Origin of the sequence: Deferribacter autotrophicus (genome assembly GCF_008362905.1) — a bacterium.
Classification (GTDB): domain Bacteria; phylum Chrysiogenota; class Deferribacteres; order Deferribacterales; family Deferribacteraceae; genus Deferribacter; species Deferribacter autotrophicus.
Genome location: NZ_VFJB01000002.1, coordinates 22,668 through 42,754, shown reverse-complemented (window position 1 = coordinate 42,754; position 20,087 = coordinate 22,668). Strand labels below are relative to the sequence as shown.

Below are 20,087 nucleotides of genomic sequence, written 5' to 3'. Positions count from 1 at the left end.
AATTTGGCATAATACTTGCAAATTCCGGTCCAAACTGTTTAAATCTATTGATGTTTTATCAATGTGTATTATACTTATTCTTTGGAAATAATTGTTAATGATTTAATTACTGATTGTTGGGATTGTATGAATTATATTTATAGTTTGATTTGGATGACTGATTGATGGAAAAGTGGTCTGTAATAAATCATTATAGAAATTTGTTATCCACTGAAGAAAATTATATCCAGAAATTTGGAAGAGTTAAAATTGCCATTGTTTATCCAAATAGTTATGAAATAGCTATGCAAAATATTGGGTATCAGGAGGTGTATAGAATTTTTAATTCTTTTGATAATGTATCTTGTGAGCGCTTTGTCCTGGATTTCTTTGAAAATAATCTTTCTATTGAAAATCAGAGATTTTTACGAGAATTTGATATTATTGCTCTTTCCATAAATTATGAAGAGGATGTTTTAAATTTTATCAAGTTTTTAAATAATGAATCCATACCTATTTTTAACAATGAAAGGGATGAACAATATCCTTTAATAATAGCAGGTGGTGCACTTACATTTATTAATCCAGCAATGCTGATTGATATTGTGGATGTAGAATTACTTGGTGATATTGTAGTAATGTCAGATGAATTGGAGTCTATCTTTTCTAACTATGTTGATAAAAATGAGGCAATAAAAAGGCTAAAAAATTTACCCTATGCACTTACTAAAGATAAATATCCAGCTAAAGTGGTGTTGAGGAATAAAAGTGATGTTATTGCTTCCACTATAAAAACATCAATGGGGGAATTTGCTGGGGAATATCTTGTGGAGCTTTCAAGTGGGTGCAAATATTCATGCAGATTTTGTACAGCCACATTTGCATATAGACCTTTTAGAGTATTTGATTTTGAAAAGGTTAAAGAAAAAGTTGTAGGAGAAAGTTTTTCGAAAAATTTAGGTTTAATTTCTGCCGCTTTTGGGGATTTGCCTGATGTTAAAGATAAGTTGCGATTTTTTGTAGAGAAAGGGTTTTATGTTTCTGTTTCATCACTTAGAGCAGATACTTTGGATAGAGAGCTTATAGATATTTTAAAAAAAGGTGGAGTTAAGTCCATTACAATTGCAGAGGAGACTTGTGCTGATAGACTTAAAAAACTTATAAATAAAATGGTTAGCAAAGAGAATATCTTGAATGTGGCAAGTATGGTGGCTGATTGTGGAATAGAAAATTTGAAGTTGTACTATATGATTGGACTTCCCTCGGAAAACTATGATGAAGCATTGATGATAGCGGATAGAGTAAGAGAAATAGCTAAGATTTTTTTCGATATACAAAAGAAAAAATATAGAAGACTTGGGAAAATAAAAGTTTCAATAAATATTTTTATTCCTAAGCCTTTCACCCCTTTGCAATATTTTGGATTGCAGGAAAAGAAATTGATAGAGAGAAAAATAAAGGGGCTTAGGAAAGAGTTGGGTAGAATTCCTAATGTAAAATATGATATAATGAATTATAAAAGTGCCCTTTTGCAGGCTTTTTTGGCAAGAGGTGAAGATTATCTTAATGATTTTTATAAAAAATTTTTGGAAAATGGGTTTAATATTCAAAAAGCCTTGAAATTTGTAGATGCTGAAAGTATGGCTACAAAGTGTTTTGATGAAAATTATGTATTTTTATGGGAAAAGTTTGTGGAGCCAAACTTTGATAAAAATATTTTAAAGAATGAGTTTAGAAAATGCTTAGAGATATTGAAGGGATAAAACTGGTTGTGCCTGAATCTTTGGAAGAAAGTTTTGTTTCTTTTACTACCACGAAGTTTGGAAGTTTTTCAAAAGGAGTTTATAACGGTTTGAATTTTGGTTTTTTCTGTGGCGATGATTTAGTTGATGTAAATAGGAATTATTTGTTAGTAAAAAAAGTTTTTGATGTTAAGAGAATAATTCTTTTAAGACAAGTGCATGGGGCGTATGTAGTGACATGCGATATGAATACACCATCTTTTATTGAGGGTGATGGACTTTTTACTAAAGAGGTAGGTTTAGGGCTTGGAATTTTAACGGCAGATTGTTTCAATATGCAACTTATCGGTGAAAATGGAAGTATAGCAAATTTGCACTGTGGATGGAGGTCAGTCTACGAGGGGATTATTGAAAGGGGGTTAGAAAAGTTTGAGGGGGAAAAGCTTAAAAAGGTTATTGTAGGTGTAGGAATATGTGAAAAATGTTTTGAGGTGAGGGAAGACTTTGTCAATACTGTGAAAGATAGATTTGCTATGGATGAGTGTCTTTTGATGGAAAATGGGAAAATGTTTTTTAATCTGCGTTTGCAGATAGAGAAAATTTTATTAGAAAATGGTGTTGAAAAAAATTGTATAGAGCATATAAGATACTGTTCATATTGCAATGATATGTTCTATTCTTACAGAAGGGATAGAGTGACAGGTAGAATGCTTTCTTTTTTGATGAGGAGAAGATGATAAAAGAAAATCTTGAAAGAGTGTGGGAAAAAATTGAAAAAGCTGCCATCAAAAGTGGTAGAAACAAGGATGATATTACCCTTGTGGCAGTTAGTAAAACTTTTCCTGTAGAGTCAATTATTGAAGCTATTGAATGCGGGCAGAGGATATTTGGAGAAAACAGGGTTCAGGAAGCATTGAGTAAAATTGAGAAGATAAAAGAGATGAAGATTGATGCTGAATTTCATCTCATTGGGCACTTACAGACTAACAAAGTGAGATATTTGAAGGACAATTTTTCGCTTATTCAATCTGTAGATAGAGTAGAGGTGGCAAGGCTAATAAATGAAAGAGCAAAGAAAATAAATTATGTGCAGGATATTCTGCTGCAGGTAAATATTGCAAGGGAGCCTCAAAAATCAGGAGTGTTGATGGAAAACTTTGATGAGTTGTTAGAGTTTGTTGTGAACTGTGAGAATTTGAAGTTGAAAGGATTAATGATGATTCCACCTTTTGAAGAAAATCCGGAAAATAACAGAATTTATTTTTCAAAAATGCGTGAACTTTTTTTGGATGTAAAATCTAAATATGATATAGAGTATCTTTCCATGGGGATGAGTGATGATTTTGAGATAGCTATAGAAGAAGGCTCAAATATGGTTAGGATTGGTTCTGCAATTTTTGGAAAAAGAGAATATAAATAGGAGATGTTATGGGATTTTTTAGTTTTATTATAAAAAGTTATATCCTTGTTCTTATTTTACGCAATGTGATGACAAGGCAAGAGCTTTATTTAAATCCATTAGGCAAGATTGTGGCGTCATTGACAGAGCCTATTTTTGGAACAGTTCTTAAAAGTATTCCTCATGAGAAAAGTAAAAAATATACAGTCTTTCTAATAGCAATTTTGACAGTAATGCTTGGGTTGATTTACTGGACTTTTTCGGGGCAGACTTTTTTGGGTAGTATTGTTGGTGCTGTTGATGATGTGCTCAGGTTTTTAATGGTTTTTTATGTGGTATCAATTATTCTTGGTAGTCTTTTAAACACAGTATATCAGACTTCTATTTATACAACTTTTTTCTATAGGATTGGACTATTTTGGGTAAAACTCGCAAGAAGTATCATTAACATACCTGGTAATGGGATAACTGTAGTGGCGGTGATTTTGGTCTTTATTGTTTATGTGATTGTGGATTCAGTTTTTCAGGTAATTTTCAGTATAAGTTTTTATGGTAATCTAAATTTGATAGGTGCTATACTTTTTTCAGTAAAATATGGTTTATTTGCACTGATAGATTTGCTTGGAACTTTAACATGGCTAATAATTATCAGGGCGCTAATATCCTGGGTAAGTCCTGATCCTTATAATCCTTTGGTACAGTTGATAGTAGCACTCACAGAGCCAGTAATGGGTCCTTTTAGAAGATTAATACCTACAATTGGCATAATTGATATTTCTCCTATTATAGCGATATTTATAATTGAATTTTTAAGAGTATTTTTAAAACGATTTATAGGATTACTATTTTAAATGTATGAAACAAAAATTAGAAATATTGCAATAGGTTTTATTTTCCTATTATTTATTGCTTTAATAGGAACGATTACTTATGTGATGCTTGAAAATGCAAGTGTTTTAGATGCTTTGTTTATGACAATAATTACTATTTCTACTGTTGGTTATGAGGAGGTTATTCCATTATCAGCAAATGGTAAGATATTTACTATGTTCTTAATTTTGACAGGGACAGGTACCCTTGCCTATATTGGTACACAGGTTTTTGATTTAATAGTGGCTGGTGAAATAAGGAAAACTTTCTGGAGAAAGAAGATGGATAAGAAAATTGATAAACTAAGGGATCATTATATTATTTGTGGTTATGGAAGAATGGGAAAAATAATTTGTGAACAGCTATATGATAGAAAAATACCTTTTGTTATAATTGAAAAGGAAGAAAGTTTGGCTTCTGATTTTGATGAGAAAGGGTATTTGTATATTATAGGTGATGCAACAAAAGAGGATACTCTCGTAAAAGCAGGTATTTTGAATGCAAAGGGATTAATTTCAGTGGTGGAATCTGATGCGGAGAATGTTTATATAACTCTTACGGCAAAAGGGTTTAATAAGAATTTGAAGATTTTTACTAGAGCTGTGGATGATGAGGCTAGTGCAAAAATGTTTTGGGCTGGGGCTGATAGTGTTATTTCTCCATTTGTTATTGGCGGTCTTCGTATAGCAAATGCCATTGTTAAACCAAATGTATCAGAATTTTTAGAACTTGCTTTAGGGAAAAATGATTACAATATTGAAGTAGAAGAAATAACTATTTGTAAAGGCTCAAAGCTTGCAAACAGATCAATTTTAGAATCAAATTTAAGAAAATATGGTCTAATTGTAATTGCGATTAAAAAGAAAGGTAATCAATTTTTATATAATCCTGGACCAGAGGAAATATTAGAAGAAGATGATGTTTTAATTTGCCTTGGAAGAAGAGATGATTTTAAAGATTTGTTTTCTTATTTAAGGAGTTAGTTTATGTGGCTATTTAGGTTTATTTATTCTGCTATAATAATTGTAGTCTTTGTTTTTTTAAGAGATAAGATAGGGATTGATATTTATTATGCTGTAGCATATGCCCTTGGTGTAATTCTTGCAATTAATCTTATTGAAACCCTTATTAGTGACTTGAAAAGTTATAAAACTGTAAGTGCACTAATAGGTGGGATTATTTTTCTGATACTTGGCTATCTTATAATGTATCCTCTCGATACTTTTATTACTAATGAGCCTGTGAAGCTAGGTTTTTATTTTGTTGTAACTTATATAGGTATTTTGTTGGGTTACAAAAACTATACAATTGTAGAAAATCTTTTTTCAAAAATAAGTCTAAAACCTGTCAAAACAAAGATTCTTAAGATTCCAAAAGTTCTTGATACCTCTACACTTATTGATGGTAGAATTGTAGACGTAATTGATACTGGGTTTGTGGAAGGTGTGCTAATAATACCTGTGTTTGTGTTAAAAGAGTTGCAAAATATAGCTGATTCACATGAACATTTGAGAAGACAAAAAGGTAAAAGAGGACTCAATGTCTTGCAACGATTAAAGGAACAGAAAAAGATACCACTGATTATCGATGAAACTGATTTTACTGATGTGGGTACAGTGGATGAAAAACTTGTAATGCTTGCAAAGAAGATAAAAGGTAAGATTATCACAACAGATTATAATCTATTAAAGGTAGCTGAAATACAGAATGTAGAAGTTTTAAATATTAATAGCTTAGCTATTGCTCTGAGGCAAACGGTTTTACCTGGTGAAGAGTTAGAAATTACTCTTGTAAAAGAGGGGAAAGAGCATAATCAGGGAGTTGGTTATTTGGAAGATGGTACAATGGTAGTTGTGGAAAATGGGAAAAAATATATAGGTGAAAAAGTAAAGGTTGAAGTTACTAGTCTTTTACAAACTGAAACAGGTAGAATTATTTTTACAAAATTGAGATGAAAAAGATTGATATTGTAATTCCAGCAGCTGGTGTAGGAAATAGATTTGGTAGTGCAGTAAAAAAACAGTTTTACAAAATATTAGGCAAGCCTGTTTTTTATTACACCTTAAAGCATCTGAAAGAAAGTTATCCTTTCAATAATTTTATTATCGGTTGCAAAAAGAGTAATGATGAAATTTTTATAAGAAATCTACTTGATGAGTTAAAAATTGATAATTTTAAGATAGTTGAAGGTGGTAAAGAGCGATTTAACACAGTGTTTAACTGTTTGCTGGTGTCTGATGTGGAATATGTTTTAATTCATGATGCAGTGCGACCTATTGTGAAAAAAGAGGTAGTGGAAGAAATTATTTCAAAGCTAAATGAATATAAAGGGGTAATTTGTGGATTAAAAGTTAGAGATACTGTAAAAATTGTAGAAGGTGATATTGTAAAAGAAACTATTGATAGAGAAAAACTTTTACTTTCCCATACTCCTCAGGGTTTTGATAGGTTGAAGCTTATAGAAGCACTAAAATTTGTGCTCGATAAAGGGTTGAAAATTACTGATGAGGCACAAGCCTTTGAGTTACTAGGGGAAAAGGTGGGGTATGTGCCATCATATCCTGAAAATATAAAAATTACATATAAGGAAGATGTTGATTATGTTGAAACTTTATTAAAAGGGAGTAGGGAAATAGGGAAGTAGAAAAAGTTCAACCCGTGTAATAGAGCTATCGACTAACTCAAGTGAGTCTAATAATAACAGGGACGTCGAAAGCTATATTATGTTCATATACTTTTATTACACGGGTTCAAAGTTCAATGTTCAAAGTTCAAGGTTCAATGTTCAAAGTTAAAAAAAGGGTAGGATGAGGTTGAGGGAATAGGGTGATTTGCAAAAATTGTGGTGATGCCAGTTTTATACATGAGATTAAAATTTTTAAAATATAGGCTAAGCAGTAAAGAAAGCTCCGGATGGTATAAAACAAAAAATTGATTACGAATGGAAACAGATGTCTGGCTGAAGGGCCTTATTTGCTCATGAATACTTTGGTACAAACGATAATTATTTAGGATATAATAAAAAGTAAAATTCCAGGGTCCAGGGTTAAAGAATGTTCTGTTAAATGTTATGGTGTATGTCGAATTTGATAAAAGTTTTGACATTGCATTAACCTTCTGGTATTTAAAAAGGTTATGTTTGATATAAATTCTTTTTTGCGTGATTTGAGTATTGCCATTGTACCATTCCTCTTAGCAGTTACTGTTCATGAGGCTTCTCATGGCTATGCAGCGTATTTTTTAGGTGATGACACTGCAAAAAGAGCTGGAAGGCTTACATTAAACCCCTTTGTTCATATTGACATTTTTGGGTTGTTGTGTTTGTTGATTACAAGATTGTTTGGATGGGCAAAACCTGTTCCAGTAAATTTCAATGTGGTTGCAAGGAAAAAATATGGAGTTGCTATTGTAGCTGCTGCTGGGCCTGTTGCAAATTTTTTAGTGGCTATTTTTTCGGCAATACTTTATCACATTGTTTCCAGTATTCATACCAGTAACCCTTTAATGATAAAAATTTTATTTCCTATTACAATGATGCTTATATTTTCGGTACAAATTAATATAGCTCTTGGGGTATTTAACCTAATTCCTATTCCTCCCCTCGATGGTGGCAGGATTTTACAATCTTTTTTACCTGTTGATAAACAGGTAAAATTTGCACAGCTTGAAAGGTATGGTTTTATAATTATTTTACTTCTCATTATCACTCATGTGGTGGATTACGTAATTTTTCCTATTATACATTTTTTTGTGAGATTACTTATATAAGAAGGGGTGGTTATGGAACGAGTTTTGAGTGGTATGAGACCAACCGGTAAGCTTCATATTGGTCACTATTTTGGTGCTTTGAAAAACTGGGTAAAACTTCAAGATGAATATGAGTGTTTTTACTTTGTTGCTGATTGGCATGCCCTCACCACCAGTTATGAAAATCCGGAAAATATTGTGGAATATCGAAGAGATTTGGTTCTTGATTGGTTGAGTGTGGGGATAGATCCGGAAAAAAGCACCCTTTTTGTGCAGTCAAAAAATTTATATCATGCAGAGCTATTTGTCCTTTTATCAATGATTACACCTGTAAGTTGGTTGGAAAGATGTCCTTCTTATAAAGAGATTAAGCAGGAGTTGAAAGATAGAGACTTAAATAATATTGGCTTTTTAAGTTATCCTCTTTTGCAGACAGTTGATATTATTTTATACAGTGCAAAATATGTCCCAGTAGGGGTTGATCAGTTACCACATATTGAAATTAGTAGAGAGATTGTACGTCGATTTCACTTTCTTTATAAATGTGAAATTTTTGTTGAACCGGAAGGTTTATTAACAGAAGTACCAAAATTGTTGGGAACAGATGGTAGAAAAATGAGCAAATCTTATGGGAATACAATAATGTTGAGTGAAGATTTAAAGAGTGTAGAAAAAAAGATTTTAACCATGATGACTGATACTAACAGAAAAAGAAGAACAGACCCAGGAAATCCTGATATATGTCCAGTTTTTGATTATCACAAAGTATTTTCTACTGATGAAGAAAGAGCAGAAATTATTGATGGTTGTAAAAATGCAAAGATTGGATGTATTGATTGTAAAAGGGTATTATTGAAGCACCTGTTTTCTTTTCTTGAGCCTATTCAGGAGAAAAGAAGGTATTATGAGAATTTGATAAAGGATGTGGATGAGTTTTTGGCTCCTGGACAGAAAAAAGCTGAGGAAACGGCTGGGGCTATTATGGAAAAAGTGAGAAAAGTAATGAGAGTGTAGATGAGTGACCTTTTAGAGGTAAGATTAGAGAATTTTGAAGGTCCTTTGGATTTGCTTATTCATCTCATTTATAAGAATGAGATGAATATTTATGATATTTCTATATCTGTTATTGCCGATCAATTTATAAATACTATTAAACAGATGGAAGAGATGGATATTGAGGTTGCTTCAGATTTTATACAGATGGCATCCTATCTTGTTTATTTAAAATCAAAGATGTTACTGCCACAAAATAAGTTTGATGATGATGAAATGGATGTGGAAGAAGAGAAATTTTTGTTTACTCAACGTTTGATAGAATATTCTTTTTATAAGGATGTAGCAGAGATATTGCGCGAAAAAGAGGCTAAAGCTTCTAAGTGTTTGACGAGAGAGGATACTATATATTTAGAAAGGGAATTTGAACCTGGGGGTGATGCTTATACCATAGCAAAGCTGTTTTTTGATTTATTGAAGAGGGATGAGAAAAAAACTATAACATTAGAGAAAAAGAGTCTTGATATTAACACCATAATAGAGAAAATAAAAAATTTTGTTTTTGAAAAAAGAGAAGTATTTTGGAATGAGATAACAAAAAGGTGTGCAGATAGGAAAGAGGTGGCTGTAAGTTTTTTGGCGGTTCTAGAACTTATAAAATTAAAAGTAATTATAGCAATTCAGGAATCAAATTTTAGCAATTTTATGGTGAAGGTAAAAAATGGATGAGAAAAAGCTTTTTTATTCCACACTCTTTTTATCAGGCAAACCTGTTTCTATTAAGACTTTTCGTCAGATAATGGATCCTGTTAATCTCGAAAACAGGTTAATTGATTATATAGATTATTTTAATTCTCTTGATATTGGTCTAAAAATTAGGATAGTGGCAAATGGTTATCAGATGGTAAGTGATGAAAATGTGTATGAATCTCTTGTGGAAGTTTTTGGTGAAAAAGGGGAAACCCTTACCAGAGCAACCCTTGAGACTCTTGCAGTAATAGCGTACAAACAACCAATTACTAAGACAGAAATTGAAGAGATTAGAGGAGTAAATAGTTCGTCTATAATAAAAAATCTTCTTGATAAAGGATTTATAAAGATTATTGGTAGAAAGGATGTTCCTGGAAAACCTCTTCTTTATTGTACAACCAATAAATTTCTTGAATATTTTGGGTTGAACAATTTGAGTGAACTTCCTACATTTAGAGAATGGCAGGAGTTGAAAAAGAATTAATCAGGCTTAATAAACTAATAGCATCAAGTGGTAAATATTCCAGAAGAGAAGCGGACAGGCTTATCTTTGAAGGGAAAGTATCTGTAAATGGTCGAGTAGTATACAATCCCGCCGAAAGATTTTCGGTGCAGGATAGGATCAATGTAAATGGTGAGTTATTGGAACTTTCTAAAAAAATTTATTTGAAATTTTATAAACCAAGAGGGATGCTTACTTCATATGATAGTTTTAGAGGTAAAAAAAGTTTACTTGATATCCCTTTTTTTAGAAAGAATAAGCTTGGTTATTCGGGAAGGTTAGACTATGATAGCGAAGGGCTTATAATATTTACAAACGATGGTGAGCTAATTTATAATCTTCAACGACCTGAAAAGAAGGTGGAAAAGGAATACATTGTGCATGTAAATAAAAAACTAAAACATAAAGAAGAAAAAATGATAATAAATGGATTGGAAACAGAAGATATTAAATATTTGCCATGTAAACTGTGGTATGAAGGTGGAAATAAATACAGAGTCATTTTAGTGGAAGGGAAAAAAAGACAAATTAGGAAAATGTTTGGACATTTTAAAATTAATGTGGAGAGATTAATACGAATAAGAATTGGTAATATTACCGTTAAAGATTTAAAAGTTGGAGAATACAGGGAATTAACAAAAGCTGAATTGGAGGGATTATTAAAATGTATAGGTTGAGAGTAATTGATAGTTTTGCTAGTGCGCATTTTCTCAGAAATTATGAAGGGAAATGTGAAAATCTTCACGGTCATAACTGGCGTGTTGAAGTTTATCTTGAAGGTGATAAATTAAATGAGACTGGATTATTAGTGGATTTTAAGGAGATTAAAAAAGAATTAAAGAAAATATTAGATGAACTTGATCATATTTTCTTAAATGAACATGAGTATTTTAAAAATGTTAATCCCACAAGTGAGAATATTGCAAAGTATATATATGATAAAATGAAGGAAAAATTTGAAAATCTTATGAAATCAGTAGTAGTTTGGGAAAGTGATAATGCTGCAGCAGAATACTTTGAATAAAGGTTTTATAAAAGAGATTTTTAAGTCATATCAGGGTGAAGGAAAGTTTGTGGGTGCTAGGCAAATCTTTATAAGGTTTGCTGACTGTCCATTTAGTTGTGAAGGGTGTGATACAGACTTTTCTCTTTCTGAAAATTTTTTATGTGATGGTGTAGAATATAGCAATCCTGTTTTACCGGATGAGCTTTTTCAAATACTAAGAGAAAATTACAATTTTAAACTGTTTCATTCTGTTTCAATTACTGGTGGTGAGCCATTGATACAGAAGGATTTTTTAAGCGAATTTTTGCCAATTTTGAAAGATAATGGAGTTAAAGTATTTTTAGAGACAAGCGGTTATCTTGTGGATGAAATAATTGAATTGTCTGATTATTTGGACATAATTAGCGTTGATATAAAATTGAAATCTGTATTTGGTAAAAAATATCCCTCTAATTTAATAAAAGATTTAAAGGTGATTAATGAGAAAATATATTATAAAGTAGTTATTGGCAAAAATATTGATGAAAATGAGATAAAAACTGTTTTAATTGAACTGGCAAAAAATGACGTAGACGTGCTTTATGTGCAGTTTAAAAATAATTATTTTAATTTGGGTTTACTTGATAAATTATCTGATATAGGTTATAGTTATGGTATAGAAGTCTTTTTCGTGCCACAGGTTCATAAATTAATAGGAATTTTATAAATGAGATTATTTAAGAGTAAAGAATTAGATATACAAGATATAAAAAAATTATTTCTAAAGGGGCAATTAAAAAAGGCATTAAAGGAATGCAAAAAATATTTATCAAATAAAGAAAATGATTATGATGCATGGAATTTGTTTGGAGATATTCAGTTTAGGCTTGGGAATAAGTCTGATGCTTTAGAGACATACAAACGTTTGATTGCAAAACTAGAAGATGCAAAATACATTGATAAGGTAATTGCTCAAATTAAGAAAGTTTTAAAATTTTTTCCTGAAGAATATGAGCTCTACAGAAAGTTGGCACAAGCTTTTGAGAAAAAAGGGTTAATTGGTGAGCAGTTAAATACTCTAATCAAATTAAGTGATATTTATGAGAAGAATGGTTTAGTAGATAAATCTATAGATATATTAAAAGAGATTACGGAAATCGATAGAAGCAATATTTTGAATTTTAAGTTAGTACTAGAGCGATTGGATAAGTTTCAGAAAAGTTTTGAAATTTGTAAATTTCTTTATTCTGCCTTAAAGGTTGCACATGAACGATTCCAAAAAGAACAAACAGAACACATAAAAGAATACATTATCTATTTTTCTGAAATTGGTTTAAAACATAAATGTGATTTGACCGAAGTTATTCCGTTTATGTTACCATATTTTCAGAAAAATGAGGATAAGAAAAATGTATTGATTGAATTTGGTCGAAATTATCTTACAAAAACATTTGATTATGATTTTTACAATTTTTTAAAGAAGTATTACCCAATCAATATGGATTTAGATTTTTATAATGAATTAAAAGAACATTATAAGGAACCCGTTATATATAGAGATTTGGTAAATTATTATTTAAATAATGATGATTATGAGAATTTATCTAATCTTATCAAGGAAATAAATGAATTGCCTGACTATGATTTTAAAATCGAGTTTATACAGGTAATTAAAGGTATCTATGATAAAATAGATGACGATGTACTTTTAGATTTAATGGTAACATTAGCTGGTAAGTGTAAAGCTAAAGATTTACAGATTGCTATATATAAAAGATTAGCTGAAATTTATTCTTCCAGAAAAGATACTGAGAAGGCTGATAGAATATTAAATTACATTAACGATTTAGAATATGGGATATCACTTGAAAGTCATGAAGAGTATGGTCCTGATTTAGAAGGCGAAGATAAAACATCTCTTGAAGATTTGGAGTTTGGCAAACTTGAAGAGGTAATATCTGAAGATAAGAAAGAAGAAGATACGGTTGAGACAACGATTTCTGGGCTTGAAACAACAGTTTTAGGTCCCGATTTTGTCCCTGATACTGATGAAAGTTTTGAACTTGATGTAGATCTTGATTTGAGAGGTGAACAAGAGGTCAAGGGTGAAGAGAAAAAAGATGATGACGTTTTGTTAGAAGATGAGTTAGCTGATGTTATTTCAATAGAGGAGTTAGATTTAACTGGATTTGAATTTATTGATGAAAAAAAAGAGGATGAGTCATTAAAATCAAGATTGGCGGAAATTGAGGAGCTTATAAATTCTGGGCAGTATGAAAAAGCGAAAGGGGTAGTGGATGATTTATTGCTGGAATATCCAGATAATGAGAAGGTTAAAGATTACGCTTCAAAAATCTTTCTATTCTTTAATGAATTAGAAGACAGTGGAGAACTTATAGATTTGGATGAATTTGTTGAAGGTGAAGCTGTTACAGGTAAAAAAATCATACAATTAGATAAAGATGAAAAAACTTTGGTTGAGAATATAAGAAAAAGTATTAATGAAAAGGTTTCACCTGATGACTATGAAACACATTATGATTTAGCGTTAGCGTATTTTGAGATGGAATTGTACGAAGATGCTGTAGAGGAATTTAAGAAGGCATCTTATGGAAGTAAGAAATATGAAAGCCTATACATGCTGGCTGAATGTTACAAAAAAATGGGTAAGTACGATAATGCTATTAATGTTCATAAACTGATTTTAGCTGATTTTGATGATATAGAGAAGGTTAAAAACTCTCTGTATGAGCTTGCTCTTGTTTATGAAATTAAAGGGGATAAAAAGATTGCAAAAGTATATTTTGATAAGCTGGCAAATATTGATATGAATTTTCGTGACTTAAAAGAAAAACTAAAACAATATCCTGATTATGAAATAAGTGATTCGGAAAATATTTCAGATGAAAATGAGAAAACAGTTAAAAAGAAAAAAAGAAAAAAGAAAATATCATTTTTATAGGTTAAACGATGGGATTGAAAGAATTTTATGGTCTAAAAGAGCTACCTTTTAATAATACTCCTGATTTAAAATATTTTTTTAAGTCTGAAAAGCATTCACTAGTTTTATACAAGTTAAACTACCTTATTAATTATAGAAAAGGGTTGGGCATAGTTTTAGGTCCAATAGGTACAGGAAAAACTATTTTAGCAAGGTTGTTTTTTGAAGAACTTGACCCTGAAAAATACGAAGCTGCATTGATTGTAGTTGTACATTCCGAAGTATCATCTGAATGGTTTTTAAAAAAGCTCTGCTTACAATTGGGAATACAAAATATACCTTCTGAAAAACATGAGATGGTTAATACCCTTTATAAAGAGCTTTCAAAAATCAATGAAATGGGGAAAAAAGTTGTCATACTAATTGATGAAGCTCAGATGCTTTCCAAAAAGGAAGTTATAGAAGAGATGAGGGGACTTTTAAATTTTGAAGATGAGAAAGGGAAGTTGATTACATTCGTTTTGTTTGGTTTGCCTGAATTAGAAAGTAACTTAAGACAGGATAAGCCCCTTTTCCAACGGGTTTCTATGAGGCTTGTTTTAGAACCATTGGATTTAAATGAAACTTTACGATATATCAAACATAGACTTAAAATTGCTGGTTCAGAAGAACTCATTTTTGAATCAGAAGCAATAAAGAAAATTTATGAATATTCTAAGGGGATACCAAGGTTAATAAATACTATTTGTGATAATGCATTGTTTGAAGGATTTTTGATAAAGAAGCATGTTATAAATAAAGATTTAATTGAACAAGTGGCTCAGGATTTAGGCCTTGCTTAATGATTGCTGGAGATAAATCTAAACAGAAAAAGATTTTCCTATATTTTATTCTTTTATTGATATTAATTTTAATAAATTTCATTGTTAGTTCAAAGCTTGTTAATTTTGAATTTCCTTTTACTTCAAATATTTCGATTTTTTTGCTTATAAATCTAAATATAGTATTATTACTCGCTTTACTGATTGTTATTTTCAGAAATTTGGCAAAAATATTTTTTTCTAAAAGTAAAGGAGTATTTGGTGCATCGTTACAAAGTAAACTGGTAATTTTTTCGATTATACTAAGTGTAATACCTGTATCGATAGTTTTCATTTTTTCTATCAATATTATTAATAATAGTATTAATAAGTGGTTTGATGCTCAGGTAGAGCAGGCGTTGAAAAGTTCGGTGGATTTAATGCAAAAATACCAGAATCAATTGGAGCAGGATTTAGTTGAGCAAACGTCTATATTATCAAAGCTTGTTACCACTAAAGGTTTTTTGTATCAGAGGAATTACGGAGAGCTTAAAAATTTTGTGGTAGATTATCTCCAAAATAACAGAATTGATGGCGTTGCAGTTTATAATAAAGAAGGGAATAGAATTTTATCAGAGGATAAAAAATTTTATATAAATTTCTTAGTAGACAAGGAAACTGTTGAAGAGATAGTAAAAAATGCAAAACAGGTAGCAAAATATGAATTTTTCGGTGAGAATCAGATTTATTGGGTAGGGGCACCTGTTTCTGCTAAAACTTCGGAAAAAGTAATATTAGGAGCATTATTTGTATATAAAATTGTTCCACCTGCTCAAGCCGAAAAAGTTTCAAAAATAATGGATTCTTATAGGAATTATAGTCAGATAAAATTTTTTGCAGAACCTGTTAAAAATTCATATAAAATTCTCCTTGTTTTAATGACATTACTTGTTGCTTTAGCAGGGATTTGGGGGAGTATTGTTTTTTCAAAAAATATAACCGAACCATTAGGAGCTTTGGCAGAAGCCTCAAAAAAGATTTCAAAAGGTGATTTGGATGTTAAGCTAGAGGAAGTAGGAGACTACGAGCTGCGAGTTTTAATTAAGTCATTTAATGAGATGGCGAGAAGACTAAAAGAACACACTGAACAGTTAAATAAAAAGAATAAAGAACTTGATAACATGTATAGGCAAATATTTAGAGATAATCAGTATATAGATACGATATTCAAAAATACAAAATCGGCTATCTTTCTTTTTGATGAAAATCTTAAAATTTTAAAATTCAATGATAAGGCAAAAGAAATATTAGAAATTGGAGAAGAGTGGTGGAATGAAATTTTGAAACTATTAAAAGAATTTTTCAAAAATCATAATGAAAAAAGTAAAAGTTTTCAGAAAGACTTGAAAGTTCATAATACGCAAAAAACATTTTCTATTACCTTATCTAAAGTCTATTTGAGTCATGATGAACCAGATAATATTATCCTTTTTATGGATGATATCACGGATATACTTAATGCAAAGAAATACGAAATATGGAAAGAGATTGCAAGTCGTATAGCTCATGAGATTAAAAACCCATTAACTCCAATTAAATTAAATGCAGAAAGAGTATTGAGAAAATTAAAAGAAGAGAATGGTAATGTATCTGAATCGATACAAAAAAGTATAAAAACTATAATTTTTGAAGTGAATGATTTGTATAAAATGGTAAATGAATTTAACGAGTTTGCTAGAATGCCAAATGTTTACAAGACATATTTTGATTTAAATGATGTTTTGAATGAAGTTGTAGAATTTTATAAAAGTTCGCATAATAATATTAATTTTATTTACAAAAAAACAGAAAGCGTTGATTTCTACGGTGATGTTTCTCAAATTAAAAGATTATTTCACAACCTTTTAAATAATGCTATTGCAGCGGTTAACGATAATGGGACTATTGAAATAGATATATCTGAGAATAAAGAATATATATGTCTATCATTTAAAGATAATGGTGTAGGGATAAAAAAAGAGGATGTTGATAAGATATTTTTACCATATTTCAGTAAAAAATCTGGAGGGACAGGTCTTGGGCTTGCAATTGTAAAGAAAATTGTAGAAGAGCACGATGGAGAGATCAAAGTTGAAAGTGTTGAAAATGAATATACAGTTTTTAATATAAGATTTAATAAAACAAACTGGGGTAAATGATGAAGGTCTTAATCATTGATGATGAAAAAAATATATGTGGCACAATAAAAGATATTGTAGAAGATGAAGGGCATGAAGCTGATTTTGCATTAACATTTGAGGATGGTTTTAAAAAACTTAAAGAGGAAGTTTATGACGTAATTTTTCTTGATATCTGGCTTCCTGATAGGGATGGCAATGAAGGGTTGAAGGACATAAAAAAGTACTTTCCAGAGACGGAAGTTATAATCATTAGTGGGCATGGGAATATCGAAAATGCAGTTGATGCAATTAAGCACGGTGCCTATGACTTCCTTGAAAAGCCATTATCACTAGATAGAATAATTTTATTACTTAAACATATCAGTGACAAAATCGAACTTGTAAGAGATTTGAAATATTATAAATTTGATCTATTGAAAAAGTATGAGTTAATTGGTGTAAGTGATGAAATAACCAAATTAAAGCGTAGAATTGAAAAGATTGCTCCAACAAATGCTTGGGTACTTATTACAGGAGATAATGGGACAGGTAAAGAACATGTGGCAAGACTAATTCATCTTTTAAGCAAGCGTTCAAATCAGAGATTTGTGGAGTTGAACTGTTCTGCTGTTCCATCTGAATTAATAGAAAGTGAAATGTTTGGATATGAAAAAGGTGCATTTACGGGTGCCGTAAGTAGGAAAATTGGTAAAATTGAACTTGCAAATAAGGGTACTCTATTTTTAGACGAAGTAGGGGATATGGATTTGATGATGCAGGCAAAGTTGTTGAGAGTATTGGAAACATTTGAATTTTCAAGGCTTGGAGGGAATGAAGTTATAAGATCTGATTTCAGATTAATTTCTGCAACAAATAAAGATATTGAAAAAGAGATTGCAGAAGGGAGATTCAGAGAAGATCTCTATTATAGAATTAACGTGGTACCTATTCATGTTCCTCCTCTCAGGCAGAGAAAAGTGGATATCCCTTTGCTGATAGATCATTTTTTAAAAGAATCATGTTATAATAATGGTCTTAATTTGAAAGAGATTGATGATGAGTTGATGGAGTTATTTGTAGAGTATGATTGGCCAGGTAATGTAAGACAACTTAAGAATACAGTTGAAAGAATGGTGGTTTTATCAGAATCGGATAAACTTACAGTAGATGATGCTCCTGGGTTTTTGAAAGGGCTGAAAAATGATGACTTTGAAATTATTAGTATGGGCTTACCTTTGAAGAAGGCTAAAGAGATATTTGAAAAGAATTATATTGCAAAAGTATTAAAGAGTACTAATTGGAATATATCTCAGTCTGCCAAAATTCTTGAGATTGAAAGGACATATCTTCACAGAAAAATAAATCAGTTTGGTCTAAAAAAATGAATAACAGTTATATTGCAGATCTTTTTGAAATATATGCAGATTATCTTGAGTTGAACAATGAAGATCCGTTTAAAGTAACAGCCTACAGAAGAGGTGCGAGAGTAATAAGAGGATTGGATTTTGAAATAGTGGATTATGTGAGAAATGGTGGAGTTTTGACGGATATAAAAGGGGTAGGGAAAGCATTATCCGGAAAAATTTTAGAAATTATAGAGAAAGGAAGTTTTGATGCTCTTGAAAAAATAATACAAAATACACCTGAAGTTTTGATTGAGATGACAAAAATTCCGGGTTTAGGACCGAAAAAGGCGTTTAGGCTTTATAAAGAGCTTAATATAAGGTCTATTGGAGAACTTGAGTATGCTTGCAATGAGAATAGGTTAAAATTGTTAAAGGGATTCGGTTTAAAAACACAGGAAAAGATATTAAAAGGGATTTCTTTTTATAACAAACATAAGGATAGATATTTGTTTTCTGAAATAGAGCCAATTGCAGAGGATTTGAAGAATGTGGTTAAAGGGTTCAAGGATGTTAAGAGGATCGAGATAGCTGGTAGTTTGAGGAGAAAGCTTGAAACCGTTAAAGATATTGATGTTGTTGTTGAACTGAAAGAAAGTAATTGTATCCCTCATTTTATTCAGTATTTGAGCGAAAATGAGGACATTAATTTGGAAGAAAAAGGGGACAAGAAAATAACATTTAAATACAAAGGTATCCATACCGATCTTAGGATATGTGATGGAGATAGTTTTATTACAATGTTGCATCATCTTACGGGTAGTAAAAAACATAATGAAATAATTAGAATGAAGGGGAAGGAGAAAGGTTATAAAATAAATGAATATGGTGTTTTTGATGGAGATAAACAAATTAAAATTGAAAAAGAATCAGATATTTACACTCTTCTTGATATGCCATATGTGATACCGGAACTTCGAGAGGGGTTTTACGAGTTTGAAAGGGTGGTGGATGAAGAAAATTTGATTTCCTTAAATGATATAAGGGGTGTTTTCCATGTGCATACAAGCTATTCCGATGGTTCTATGAGTATTGAAGATGTTATAAAAGTTTGTCTGGATAGAAATTACCAATATGTAGGAATTTCCGATCATAGCAAGTCTTCTTATATCGCAAACGGGTTGGATGAAAAAAGAGTGTTTCAACAATTTGAAGAGATTGGAGAATTGAAAGAAAAGTATAAAGAAATTAAAATTTTAAAAGGGATTGAGTGTGATATTTTAGCAGATGGATCTCTGGATTTTGATGATGAAGTGTTACAAAGGTTTGATTTTGTGATTGCAGGTGTTCATTCTCATTTTAATTTGGATAAAAACAGTATGACAAAAAGGCTGGTTAAGGCACTCAGTAATCCTTATGTAAATATTTTTGGACATCCTACCGGTAGACTTTTATTGAGTAGAGAAGGATATACTTTTGACGAGGATGAAGTTTTTAAAGTGTGCAAGGAGAATGGGGTGGTAATTGAGTTGAATGCAAATCCTCACAGACTTGATATTGACTGGAGGAGGATGGAATATGTTCATAAATACAATCTACTCATTTCAATAAGTCCGGATGCTCATTACAAAGAAGGGTTTGATGATTTAAGATTTGGTGTTTATGTAGCGAGAAAAGGGTGTATTATAAAAGAGCAGGTTTTGAATACAAAAAGTTTTGACGAAATTGCGGAAAAACTAAGATTATAAGCAAAAATAACTAAGATACCTTAAAATTTTATCTAAAAGACTTGACAAACCTTATAAAACAATCTAGTAACTATCTGAGGTTTTTCTTAAATCTGTGTTATAATATAAAAAGAATAAAGGATAATTACC

Annotated in this window: 19 protein-coding genes; all 19 read left to right on the top strand. The window is 30.8% G+C overall.

Annotated elements, in window-relative coordinates; translation table 11 throughout:
• Positions 1-164: 164 nt before the first annotated feature.
• The 19 genes from FHQ18_RS01685 (at position 165) to polX (ending at position 19,958) form a co-directional block, all read left to right on the top strand.
• Positions 165-1,742, top strand: coding sequence for a radical SAM protein (locus FHQ18_RS01685; protein ID WP_149265441.1), 1,578 nt, complete (start codon positions 165-167; stop codon positions 1,740-1,742).
• Positions 1,718-2,458, top strand: a complete 741-nt coding sequence (locus tag FHQ18_RS01680; RefSeq protein WP_149265440.1) for a purine nucleoside phosphorylase YfiH/LACC1 family protein — start codon at positions 1,718-1,720, stop codon at positions 2,456-2,458. The genes FHQ18_RS01685 and FHQ18_RS01680 overlap by 25 nt, the downstream gene beginning before the upstream one ends.
• The gene (locus FHQ18_RS01675; RefSeq protein ID WP_149265439.1) at positions 2,455-3,141 is read left to right on the top strand and encodes a YggS family pyridoxal phosphate-dependent enzyme; all 687 of its coding nucleotides are present in this window, start codon (positions 2,455-2,457) and stop codon (positions 3,139-3,141) included. Before FHQ18_RS01680 ends, FHQ18_RS01675 begins: the two co-directional genes overlap by 4 nt.
• Before the next feature lie 8 nt (positions 3,142-3,149).
• Positions 3,150-3,971: a YggT family protein gene (locus FHQ18_RS01670; protein ID WP_149265438.1), complete on the top strand. Its 822-nt coding sequence runs from the start codon at positions 3,150-3,152 to the stop codon at positions 3,969-3,971.
• Positions 3,972-4,973, top strand: a complete 1,002-nt coding sequence (locus tag FHQ18_RS01665; protein WP_149265437.1) for a potassium channel family protein — start codon at positions 3,972-3,974, stop codon at positions 4,971-4,973.
• Between the two features lie 3 nt (positions 4,974-4,976).
• Positions 4,977-5,945, top strand: a complete 969-nt coding sequence (locus FHQ18_RS01660; RefSeq protein ID WP_149265436.1) for a PIN/TRAM domain-containing protein — start codon at positions 4,977-4,979, stop codon at positions 5,943-5,945.
• Positions 5,942-6,634 (top strand): 2-C-methyl-D-erythritol 4-phosphate cytidylyltransferase, encoded by a 693-nt coding sequence (ispD, locus tag FHQ18_RS01655; RefSeq protein ID WP_149265435.1) that lies wholly within the window; start codon positions 5,942-5,944, stop codon positions 6,632-6,634. Before FHQ18_RS01660 ends, ispD begins: the two co-directional genes overlap by 4 nt.
• A gap of 491 nt (positions 6,635-7,125) precedes the next feature.
• On the top strand, positions 7,126-7,758 hold the full coding sequence (locus tag FHQ18_RS01650; RefSeq protein WP_149265434.1) for a site-2 protease family protein: 633 nt from the start codon (positions 7,126-7,128) through the stop codon (positions 7,756-7,758).
• A gap of 12 nt (positions 7,759-7,770) precedes the next feature.
• Entirely contained in the window at positions 7,771-8,751 is a 981-nt protein-coding gene (trpS, locus tag FHQ18_RS01645; RefSeq protein WP_149265433.1) for a tryptophan--tRNA ligase, read from the top strand.
• Positions 8,752-9,459 (top strand): segregation and condensation protein A, encoded by a 708-nt coding sequence (locus FHQ18_RS01640; RefSeq protein ID WP_149265432.1) that lies wholly within the window; start codon positions 8,752-8,754, stop codon positions 9,457-9,459.
• Positions 9,452-9,964, top strand: coding sequence for an SMC-Scp complex subunit ScpB (scpB, locus tag FHQ18_RS01635; protein WP_149265431.1), 513 nt, complete (start codon positions 9,452-9,454; stop codon positions 9,962-9,964). The genes FHQ18_RS01640 and scpB overlap by 8 nt, the downstream gene beginning before the upstream one ends.
• Entirely contained in the window at positions 9,940-10,659 is a 720-nt protein-coding gene (locus FHQ18_RS01630) for a pseudouridine synthase (protein ID WP_149265430.1), read from the top strand. Before scpB ends, FHQ18_RS01630 begins: the two co-directional genes overlap by 25 nt.
• On the top strand, positions 10,647-11,006 hold the full coding sequence (gene queD, locus FHQ18_RS01625; protein WP_149265429.1) for a 6-carboxytetrahydropterin synthase QueD: 360 nt from the start codon (positions 10,647-10,649) through the stop codon (positions 11,004-11,006). The genes FHQ18_RS01630 and queD overlap by 13 nt, the downstream gene beginning before the upstream one ends.
• Complete coding sequence (locus FHQ18_RS01620; RefSeq protein WP_149265428.1) at positions 10,981-11,694, top strand: 7-carboxy-7-deazaguanine synthase QueE; 714 nt, start codon at positions 10,981-10,983, stop codon at positions 11,692-11,694. The genes queD and FHQ18_RS01620 overlap by 26 nt, the downstream gene beginning before the upstream one ends.
• Positions 11,695-13,929: a tetratricopeptide repeat protein gene (locus FHQ18_RS01615; RefSeq protein ID WP_149265427.1), complete on the top strand. Its 2,235-nt coding sequence runs from the start codon at positions 11,695-11,697 to the stop codon at positions 13,927-13,929. It abuts the gene before it with no gap.
• Positions 13,930-13,937: 8 nt separating this feature from the next.
• Positions 13,938-14,750, top strand: coding sequence for an ExeA family protein (locus FHQ18_RS01610; protein ID WP_149265426.1), 813 nt, complete (start codon positions 13,938-13,940; stop codon positions 14,748-14,750).
• Complete coding sequence (locus FHQ18_RS01605; RefSeq protein ID WP_149265425.1) at positions 14,750-16,906, top strand: ATP-binding protein; 2,157 nt, start codon at positions 14,750-14,752, stop codon at positions 16,904-16,906. The genes FHQ18_RS01610 and FHQ18_RS01605 overlap by 1 nt, the downstream gene beginning before the upstream one ends.
• On the top strand, positions 16,906-18,252 hold the full coding sequence (locus FHQ18_RS01600) for a sigma-54-dependent transcriptional regulator (protein WP_149265517.1): 1,347 nt from the start codon (positions 16,906-16,908) through the stop codon (positions 18,250-18,252). Before FHQ18_RS01605 ends, FHQ18_RS01600 begins: the two co-directional genes overlap by 1 nt.
• The gene (gene polX / locus FHQ18_RS01595) at positions 18,249-19,958 is read left to right on the top strand and encodes a DNA polymerase/3'-5' exonuclease PolX (protein ID WP_149265424.1); all 1,710 of its coding nucleotides are present in this window, start codon (positions 18,249-18,251) and stop codon (positions 19,956-19,958) included. The genes FHQ18_RS01600 and polX overlap by 4 nt, the downstream gene beginning before the upstream one ends.
• Positions 19,959-20,087 lie beyond the last annotated feature (129 nt).

What these genes read in the sequence shown, in the direction of transcription:
- FHQ18_RS01640 (WP_149265432.1), top strand. Translation starts at nt 8,752, where the DNA reads ATGAGTGACCTTTTAGAGGTAAGATTAGAGAATTTTGAAGGTCCTTTG.
- FHQ18_RS01650 (WP_149265434.1), top strand. Translation starts at nt 7,126, where the DNA reads ATGTTTGATATAAATTCTTTTTTGCGTGATTTGAGTATTGCCATTGTA.
- FHQ18_RS01600 (WP_149265517.1), top strand. Translation starts at nt 16,906, where the DNA reads ATGAAGGTCTTAATCATTGATGATGAAAAAAATATATGTGGCACAATA.
- FHQ18_RS01685 (WP_149265441.1), top strand. Translation starts at nt 165, where the DNA reads ATGGAAAAGTGGTCTGTAATAAATCATTATAGAAATTTGTTATCCACT.
- trpS (WP_149265433.1), top strand. Translation starts at nt 7,771, where the DNA reads ATGGAACGAGTTTTGAGTGGTATGAGACCAACCGGTAAGCTTCATATT.
- FHQ18_RS01615 (WP_149265427.1), top strand. Translation starts at nt 11,695, where the DNA reads ATGAGATTATTTAAGAGTAAAGAATTAGATATACAAGATATAAAAAAA.
- ispD (WP_149265435.1), top strand. Translation starts at nt 5,942, where the DNA reads ATGAAAAAGATTGATATTGTAATTCCAGCAGCTGGTGTAGGAAATAGA.
- FHQ18_RS01605 (WP_149265425.1), top strand. Translation starts at nt 14,750, where the DNA reads ATGATTGCTGGAGATAAATCTAAACAGAAAAAGATTTTCCTATATTTT.
- FHQ18_RS01665 (WP_149265437.1), top strand. Translation starts at nt 3,972, where the DNA reads ATGTATGAAACAAAAATTAGAAATATTGCAATAGGTTTTATTTTCCTA.
- FHQ18_RS01660 (WP_149265436.1), top strand. Translation starts at nt 4,977, where the DNA reads ATGTGGCTATTTAGGTTTATTTATTCTGCTATAATAATTGTAGTCTTT.
- FHQ18_RS01630 (WP_149265430.1), top strand. Translation starts at nt 9,940, where the DNA reads ATGGCAGGAGTTGAAAAAGAATTAATCAGGCTTAATAAACTAATAGCA.
- FHQ18_RS01675 (WP_149265439.1), top strand. Translation starts at nt 2,455, where the DNA reads ATGATAAAAGAAAATCTTGAAAGAGTGTGGGAAAAAATTGAAAAAGCT.
- FHQ18_RS01680 (WP_149265440.1), top strand. Translation starts at nt 1,718, where the DNA reads ATGCTTAGAGATATTGAAGGGATAAAACTGGTTGTGCCTGAATCTTTG.
- FHQ18_RS01610 (WP_149265426.1), top strand. Translation starts at nt 13,938, where the DNA reads ATGGGATTGAAAGAATTTTATGGTCTAAAAGAGCTACCTTTTAATAAT.
- FHQ18_RS01670 (WP_149265438.1), top strand. Translation starts at nt 3,150, where the DNA reads ATGGGATTTTTTAGTTTTATTATAAAAAGTTATATCCTTGTTCTTATT.
- queD (WP_149265429.1), top strand. Translation starts at nt 10,647, where the DNA reads ATGTATAGGTTGAGAGTAATTGATAGTTTTGCTAGTGCGCATTTTCTC.
- FHQ18_RS01620 (WP_149265428.1), top strand. Translation starts at nt 10,981, where the DNA reads ATGCTGCAGCAGAATACTTTGAATAAAGGTTTTATAAAAGAGATTTTT.
- scpB (WP_149265431.1), top strand. Translation starts at nt 9,452, where the DNA reads ATGGATGAGAAAAAGCTTTTTTATTCCACACTCTTTTTATCAGGCAAA.
- polX (WP_149265424.1), top strand. Translation starts at nt 18,249, where the DNA reads ATGAATAACAGTTATATTGCAGATCTTTTTGAAATATATGCAGATTAT.